General features: G+C 61.6%; 6 protein-coding genes. All 6 read left to right on the top strand.

Features of this window, described 5'->3' with window-relative positions; translation table 11 throughout:
- The first annotated feature begins 170 nt into the window (after positions 1-170).
- The 6 genes from QZ564_RS18670 (at position 171) to QZ564_RS18645 (ending at position 7,052) form a co-directional block, all read left to right on the top strand.
- Positions 171-677 (top strand): hypothetical protein, encoded by a 507-nt coding sequence (locus QZ564_RS18670; protein ID WP_297113351.1) that lies wholly within the window; start codon positions 171-173, stop codon positions 675-677.
- Positions 678-775: 98 nt separating this feature from the next.
- On the top strand, positions 776-3,004 hold the full coding sequence (locus tag QZ564_RS18665; protein WP_297113349.1) for a mechanosensitive ion channel domain-containing protein: 2,229 nt from the start codon (positions 776-778) through the stop codon (positions 3,002-3,004).
- A 102-nt stretch (positions 3,005-3,106) separates the two neighbouring features.
- Complete coding sequence (locus QZ564_RS18660) at positions 3,107-4,057, top strand: sodium-dependent bicarbonate transport family permease (RefSeq protein ID WP_297113347.1); 951 nt, start codon at positions 3,107-3,109, stop codon at positions 4,055-4,057.
- On the top strand, positions 4,054-4,371 hold the full coding sequence (locus tag QZ564_RS18655; protein WP_297113345.1) for a DUF190 domain-containing protein: 318 nt from the start codon (positions 4,054-4,056) through the stop codon (positions 4,369-4,371). Before QZ564_RS18660 ends, QZ564_RS18655 begins: the two co-directional genes overlap by 4 nt.
- Before the next feature lie 137 nt (positions 4,372-4,508).
- Positions 4,509-5,714, top strand: coding sequence for a lytic murein transglycosylase (locus QZ564_RS18650; protein ID WP_297113343.1), 1,206 nt, complete (start codon positions 4,509-4,511; stop codon positions 5,712-5,714).
- Positions 5,715-6,053: 339 nt separating this feature from the next.
- Complete coding sequence (locus tag QZ564_RS18645) at positions 6,054-7,052, top strand: alpha/beta hydrolase (protein ID WP_297113341.1); 999 nt, start codon at positions 6,054-6,056, stop codon at positions 7,050-7,052.
- The last annotated feature ends 187 nt before the right edge of the window (positions 7,053-7,239 follow it).

The following is a 7,239-nucleotide window of genomic DNA, read 5'->3' as shown; positions in this document are numbered from 1 at the left end:
GCCAATGGTACTAAGTCTCAAGACTTGGGAGAGTAGGTCACTGCAAGGTCTGCCAAAAACACAAATTCTCTCCACAACAAAATACAAAACGCCCCGTCATAATCGACGGGGCGTTTTGCTGTTCAGGGTGATGCATTCCCTGCGTCTTTGAAACAACTCACCGGTGCGACATGGACGAAACCACATATGCCGCGGACTGCAGCAAGTGCTTCGGACTGTGTTGCACGGCGCTCTCCTTTGAACGGTCCGAACAATTCGGCCATGACAAGATGGCGGGGGCGCCTTGCCAGTATCTGCAGGCCGATTTCCGTTGCCGTATTCATGAGCGGCTGGATGCGCTTGGATATGGCGGTTGCGACGCCTTCGATTGTCTGGGGGCCGGACCGAGGGCCAGCGCCGCCTTCGCTGCGGAAAACTGGCGGCGGGACACGGCGGTGGCGCGGCGGCTCTATGCGCGATTTTCGCAATTGTTGCTGCTGCAGGAAATGCGTCAGGCGTTGAATACGGCTGAGCGGCTGGATATCCCGGTGGAACTGCATGTCAAGCGCCTGGCACTCCTTGGCCAAGTGGGCGCGGAGGCCGATAGCGGCGCGGACGATGTGACACGAAGTGGTCAGGCCGTCCTGAACGAGGCCAAGGCCTTTTTGAAGGGCCTCGCCTCTGTCCTGGAGGGGTGAAACGCGATGCGTGCAGAATGGTCATCCAGCTGAGGGCTTGACCTGCTTGCGGCAAAGGCCATGCTGGTGGCGCTAATCACCACTGGTAGACGAGCTGCATGTTGCTGATCCGTATTATTTTTTTCTCGCTTTTTCTCATCTCCTCCGTTCACGCCCAGATCCCGTTCACAGGAACCACTGCCGAGCCTGAGCAATCCAGCGCGCCGGTCGAGGAGAGCGCAACCGCAATTGATGATCTCGTTCGGATCCTTGAGGACGACGCGGCTCGGGCGGCATTGATTGATAGGCTGAAACAGGCCGCACCGGAAGCCGAAGAGGCGACACCGACGGAAGATGCACCGGCAGACTTGAGCATTGCCCGGCAGCTTGCCGAATATACCCGGGGGGTAGCGGAGGGTGCTTCGACTTCGGTGCGGTCTATCGGCACGGCCCTGGCCAATATCCAGGGCATATTCTCCGGCGTGGTGAGCGCCGACGGTGCGGCACTTCGAGAGTTCGCTATCAATATTGGCCTATTGATTGCAGCACTGTTCGGCAGTTTCCTTGTCTTTCGACTGATCGCCAATGCTCTTGCCGGTATCGTGGCCTCACGCGTGGCAGATGGCGGTATTGTCGCACGCTTTGTCGGGCTTGCGACCGTGGTGCTCATCGACGCGGCCAGCATATTGCTCGCCTGGGGGCTGGGTTATGTATTGGCGCTCAATTTCGGGACCACGTCGCGGGGGCAGATGGGCATCAACCAGTCGTTGCTGCTCAATGCGTTTCTTGTTGTCGAAATGACGAAGCTGGCGGTCAGGCTTGTGCTGGTTCCGCGCTTTCCTTCACTGCGCTTCCTGCCTGTGAATGACGGCAACGCGGCCTATTGGTCGTTCTGGAGTGGGAGGATCGTGTCGCTGCTGGGCTACAGCTTCATGTTTGTGGCCCCGATGCTGAGCGGGCTGGTCTCGCGACCTGCCGGCGGTGCCGTTCAAGTCCTGGCCATGGCGACATCGGTGACGATCGGTGTCATCATTACCCTCCAGAACAAGGATGATGTCCGCAATTGGTTGTCCGAGATTTCCGAGCGCCGCGACAATGATGGGTTGGGCCGGCTTCTGACTGCTATCGGTCGCTATTGGCATGTGCTGGTGATTGTCTATCTGCTGGCCATTCTGGTGGTGTGGTTTGCCAATCCGGACAGCGCCCTGCCATTCATGATCGGGGCAACTATACAGTCGGCCTTTGCCATCCTCGTTGGTTCACTGGTGGTTGGTTTCATCACCCGGTTCGTCAGCGCCGGGCTGAGCCTGCCGGATGATGTGAAGCAACGCCTGCCCCTATTGGAAGCGCGGCTCAAATCCTTCGTACCTGCGGTGATGCGGGTGGTGCGTTGGGTGGTCATAGCCGCGGTGGTGGTCGCGATCGCCCAAGCCTGGGCATTGTTCGACTTCGCAGCCTGGATCGGCACTGATGAAGGACTGGCGGTCGCGGGGTCCGTGGTGTCGGCGGCGCTGATCATCCTGGCCGCCATCGTGCTCTATGTCGTGGTGGCGTCCTGGGTCGAGTATCGCCTCAATGTCAATTTCGGCAGGGTTCCGACCTCGCGGGAAAAGACACTGCTCAATCTGTTCAAGAACGCGTTCACCATCGCCCTGGTGGTCTTCGGCAGCATGCTGGCCCTGGCGCAAATCGGGGTGAACATCGCCCCCCTCCTGGCTGGTGCTGGGGTTGTCGGTCTGGCAATCGGTTTTGGTGCGCAGAAGCTGGTGCAGGACATCATTACCGGCATCTTCATCCAGTTCGAGAACATCATGAATGAAGGGGATGTGGTGGCTGTCGGCCAGTGGTCAGGTGTGGTCGAGAAGCTCACCATCCGCTCGGTGACCATTCGCGATCTCAGCGGCACGGTGCATTTGATACCCTTCTCTTCGGTTGATCAGGTCAGCAACATGATGCGGGGCTTCTCCTATCACGTGGCCGAAATCGGTGTGGCCTATGACAGCGATATCGATCAGGTGAAGGGTGCGATGCATGAAGCCTTCGAGCGGCTTATGCAGACCGAACACCAGGACGAAATCCTCGACGATCTTGATATGCAAGGCGTTACCGCCTTCGGCGATTCCGCTATTACCGTGCGCGCCCGGATCAAGACATTGCCAGGCAAGCAGTGGGGCGTGGGACGGCGGTATAATGAAATCGTCAAACTCGTCTTTGCCGAGCAGGGCATCGAAATCCCATATCCGCATGTCACCTATGTGCCCGCTGGCGGCGGCAGCGCGCCCAAGGCCCCGCCGCAGGTCACCGGTGGCGACCGGCCGAGCGGCGGTGATCTGTCGGGGAGCGAATAGCGTATTTCATCGCTGCATGTCATTTTTCCTCTGCTTGACAAGCAGTTGACGGGGTCTGCTCTACTGCGGCCCAGATGACGGTTGAGGCTTGGAAAAGACCTGATGGAAACGCTGCTCTCTCCGGTGGTCCTGTTCTTCCTGCTGGGGGCAATGGCCACGCTGATCAGGTCCGATCTGGCGATACCGGAAACCATCGGCAAGGCGATGTCGCTGTACCTCATGGCGGCAATCGGCCTGAAGGGCGGCGTTGAGGTTTCGCAGGCCGGCTTCACGCCCGACCTCGTGCTGGCCGCATTGGCTGGGCTGGCATTGAGCTTCTTGTTGCCGGTGCCGGTCTTTTTCCTGTTGCGCAGCATCGGGCGGCTCGACGGCACGAATGCAGCGGCGGTTGCCGCCCATTATGGTTCGGTTTCCGTTGTGACATTTGTCACTGGGGTGGAAGTGCTGACCGGGCGCGGGATGGCGCCTGCGGGGTATATGGTGGCGGTCCTCGCATTGATGGAGACACCTGCGATCATCTCCGGCCTGTTGCTGGCGAGCCGTTCTGGCGGCCAGGCGCTGCAGGCACGCGGCAAACTGCTGCACGAGACCCTGGCCAATGGCAGCGTGGTCCTGCTGGTGGGCAGTTTCCTCATCGGTCTGATTGCCGGCAAGCCCGGCTTTGAGCCGATCGCTCCCGTCTTTGAGGGCGCCTTCCGTGGCATATTGTGCCTGTTCCTGTTGGATATGGGCCTGATCGCCGCGCGTCGCTTGCGGGAAACCAGGAGCCTGACGCCGGTCCTGATGGTACTGGCCATCGTCTTTGCGCTCATGAACGGCCTGATCGGGGTCTTGGTGGGCGCGGGGCTAGGCCTTGATGCGGGGTCCGTGGCCGCGCTTGGCGTGCTGGCAGGCAGCGCCAGCTATATCGCGGTGCCGGCCGCTATGCGCCTGGCGCTGCCGCAGGCAGACCCGGGGCTTTATCTCGGCATGTCGCTGGCGGTGACCTTTCCTTTCAATATTCTGATCGGGATACCGATCTATGCCGCAGTGGCGGAGATGGTGGCGAGATGACAAGCAGGGTAGCCAACAAGACACGCCTCGACATTCTTGTGGATCGACCATTGCTCTCGGTGGTGACCGATATTCTGCATGACACCCGGGTAACGGGGCATACCGTGCTTCCCGCCCTCGAAGGCGAGGGTGCCCATGGCCCCTGGTATGAAGACCAGATTTCGGGGAGCCAGCGCAAGGTAATGGTGATTTGCGTGGCTGAGCCCGATACGGCCGACAGGGTGCTGACCCTGCTCCAACCGCTCCTGGACAGCCACGGAATCGTGGTGATGACGAGCCAGGTGGGCGTGGTTCGCGGCAGCAAATTCGCCTGACAAGGATGTGATCGCGCCGGGGGCTTTGCCTTAAGGTCATCTTAATCGCATGCGTTAATAATTTCAGTACGCGCCCTGTTGCGGCACGGCAGGCGCGTTCGTGACTTTCCTGTTATCGCGTATGCACGAGGCCCGAGATGACCCGATCCGGTGGTTTTTCGCTCCTTCTTCGTTTGGCGCTTGGCGTTGTCCTCGCCGGTCTGGCCCTGGCGGGGCCGGCGCAGGCGAACAGCGCCAGTTTCGTGCGCAACCTCTGGCCGGAAGCGGAGCGGGCCGGGGTCAGCCGACAGGCGTTCGAAGCGGCCTTTGCCAGCTATAGCCCCATTCCGCAGGTGATCGAGCTGACGCGCAAGCAGCCTGAATTCACCCAGACAGTGCAGCAATATGTCGACAAGCGCGTGACCGCAGCGCAGGCCGCCAAGGGGCAGGCGATGCGTTCGGAATGGGCTCAGACGCTGGCCGGAGCGCAGCAGCGCTATGGGGTGCAGCCTGAGATCGTGCTGGCCATATGGGGCATGGAAACCAATTTCGGCGGCTTCATGGGCGGCAACAACACCATTCATGCCCTGGCCACGCTGACCGAAAGTGGTTATCGCGCCAATTTCTTCCGCTCCGAACTGGTGACGGCGCTGCGCATTGTGTCGGACGGCCATGTGTCGCCCAATGCCATGGTCGGTTCCTGGGCCGGGGCGATGGGACATACCCAATTCATGCCCTCCAGCTTCATGCGCTATGCGGTCGACTACAATGGCGACGGGCGCAAGGACATCTGGAACTCGGTGCCCGATGCGCTGGGGTCGACCGCCAATTATCTCCAGAATTTCGACTGGCGGCCGGGGGAAACCTGGGGCTATGAGGTCAAGCTGCCGCAGGGGTTCAATTTTGCCGCGGCGCGGGAGATGGGCAAGGCGCCCCTGAGCCAGTGGCAGGCCATGGGCATCAGCCGCGCTTCGGGGAGTGCCTTTCCGCGCCCCTCAGACATGGCCCGGCTCTATCTGCCGGCGGGGGCCAGCGGTCCGGCCTTTCTGCTGTTGCCCAATTTCGATGTGATCAAGCGCTACAATAATTCGGACAGCTATGCCCTGGCCGTCGGGCATCTGGCGGACCGTATCCTGGGCGGCGGTCCCTTCGTGACGCCCTGGCCGGCGGGTGATTATGCGCTGAGCAAGGCGCAGCGGGGAGAACTACAGACCCTGCTGGGACGCGCCGGGTTCGACGTCGGCACGGCCGACGGTGTGATCGGTCCGAAGACCCGGGCGGGGGTGATTGCCTATCAGCAGGCGCGCGGCCTGCCGGCGGACGGACACGTTTCGGGTCTGCTGCTGGAGCGGCTCAAACGCTAGCCTGTGCCGACCTTCAGTTGATGCAGGTCTGCAAATGCCGGATTTCTGCGCTTCCGGTGCTCACCTACCCAAAGTAGGCTCCGCTCCGGTTCTCGAAATCCAGCGTTTTCGCCTCTGCCTGAACCGAAGGTCGACACAGCCTGGAGCCCGACCGATGGGCAGTCTCAGCGTTAACCTGTCGTTAACAAACTGCGCGCAATCTCATCGGCGCTTAAGTAGAGGGCAGGCCTGCGTACCCCATGGGACGCGCCTGCCCTCGCCCATTGCAGCGCCACAAAATCTCCGGCTTCTTGCGGCACACCCCGCCCTTTGGCTCCCTACACTCCTGATTGCTTTCCGATGCCCTTGCTTCGTTCCCTGCTTGCCGCCCTGACCCTGCTGGCCCTGCTGCTGCCCCATACGGCCCAGGCCGTTTCCATCATGGACCCGTTCAATGTGCCGCTGGCCATGGATGGCGGGACATCCAAGGTGGGCGACGGGATCGCCTATGCCGACGGCGCGCGGGCCAAGCTCGATGTCTATGCGCCCGAACAGCGGGGCGAATTGGCGCCGGTGGTGTTCTTCATCTATGGCGGTGGCTGGAGCCGTGGCGAGCGGGGCGAGTATGAATTTGCTGGGCGGGCCCTGGCGTCGCGCGGCTTTATCACGGTGATCGCCGACTATCGGCTTTACCCCGAAGTGCGCTATCCCGATTTTCTCGAGGATGGCGCGCGGGCCCTGCGCTGGGTGCAGGACAATATCGCCAATTATGGCGGCGACCCGAACCGGCTGTTCCTGGCGGGGCATTCGGCCGGCGCCTATAATGCGGTGATGCAGGCGCTCGATCCATCCTTCCGCAATGAGTATGGCGTCACCATGCCGATCCTGGCGGTCGCGGCGCTGTCGGGGCCCTATGATTTCTATCCCTTCGAATATGGCGAAGTGCGCGATGTGTTCGGCGAGGCGCCCAACCCGCAGGGCACGCAGCCGATCAATCTGATCACCGCCGAGGCGCCGCCCATGTATCTGGCCACCGGCACGACGGACCCGATCGTCAGGGTGCAGAATACGGAACGCTTTGCCGAGCGGCTGCGGGCGCAGGGGGTATGGGTGACCACGCAATATTACGACGGGTTCGGGCATATGGAGCCGGTGCTGGCCCTGGGCGCGATGTGGCGCTGGCGCATGCCGGTGCTGGACGACATGGTCGAGTTTTTCCAGCGCTTCGGGGCCTTCCCCAGTGGTGTGCCCTATCTGGCCGTGGCACCCGAGCCGCCGCAAATGCTGCCCGACTCGGTGGCGCCGATCGACCAGATCGTCAGCGAGCTCAACGCCATGTTCCAGCCCATCGAGGACTAGCGGGCAGGGGCGCAGCCCTCTGTGATGGCACATGTCAAAGAGCGTTCCGCGATGCTGGGTGCACGCCGAAGGGCCGGACGGCGTGACCACCTCCGGATTTGCACGGTGAAAAGCGGCTTTCGCCCCTAGTAAGTAAAAGAAGAGGCGAAAGCCGCTTCCCACGAACAGGATTTCGGACGCACGCATC

The sequence above is a fragment of the uncultured Devosia sp. genome, assembly GCF_913055165.1.
Taxonomy (GTDB): domain Bacteria; phylum Pseudomonadota; class Alphaproteobacteria; order Rhizobiales; family Devosiaceae; genus Devosia.
The sequence above is the reverse complement of the archived record's forward strand: the minus strand, read 5'-3'. Positions and strand labels throughout refer to the sequence as shown.

Excerpts from the sequence above, each read along its gene's own strand:
- QZ564_RS18670 (WP_297113351.1), top strand. The coding sequence starts at position 171 with ATGGACGAAACCACATATGCCGCGGACTGCAGCAAGTGCTTCGGACTG.
- QZ564_RS18665 (WP_297113349.1), top strand. The coding sequence starts at position 776 with ATGTTGCTGATCCGTATTATTTTTTTCTCGCTTTTTCTCATCTCCTCC.
- QZ564_RS18660 (WP_297113347.1), top strand. The coding sequence starts at position 3,107 with ATGGAAACGCTGCTCTCTCCGGTGGTCCTGTTCTTCCTGCTGGGGGCA.
- QZ564_RS18655 (WP_297113345.1), top strand. The coding sequence starts at position 4,054 with ATGACAAGCAGGGTAGCCAACAAGACACGCCTCGACATTCTTGTGGAT.
- QZ564_RS18650 (WP_297113343.1), top strand. The coding sequence starts at position 4,509 with ATGACCCGATCCGGTGGTTTTTCGCTCCTTCTTCGTTTGGCGCTTGGC.
- QZ564_RS18645 (WP_297113341.1), top strand. The coding sequence starts at position 6,054 with ATGCCCTTGCTTCGTTCCCTGCTTGCCGCCCTGACCCTGCTGGCCCTG.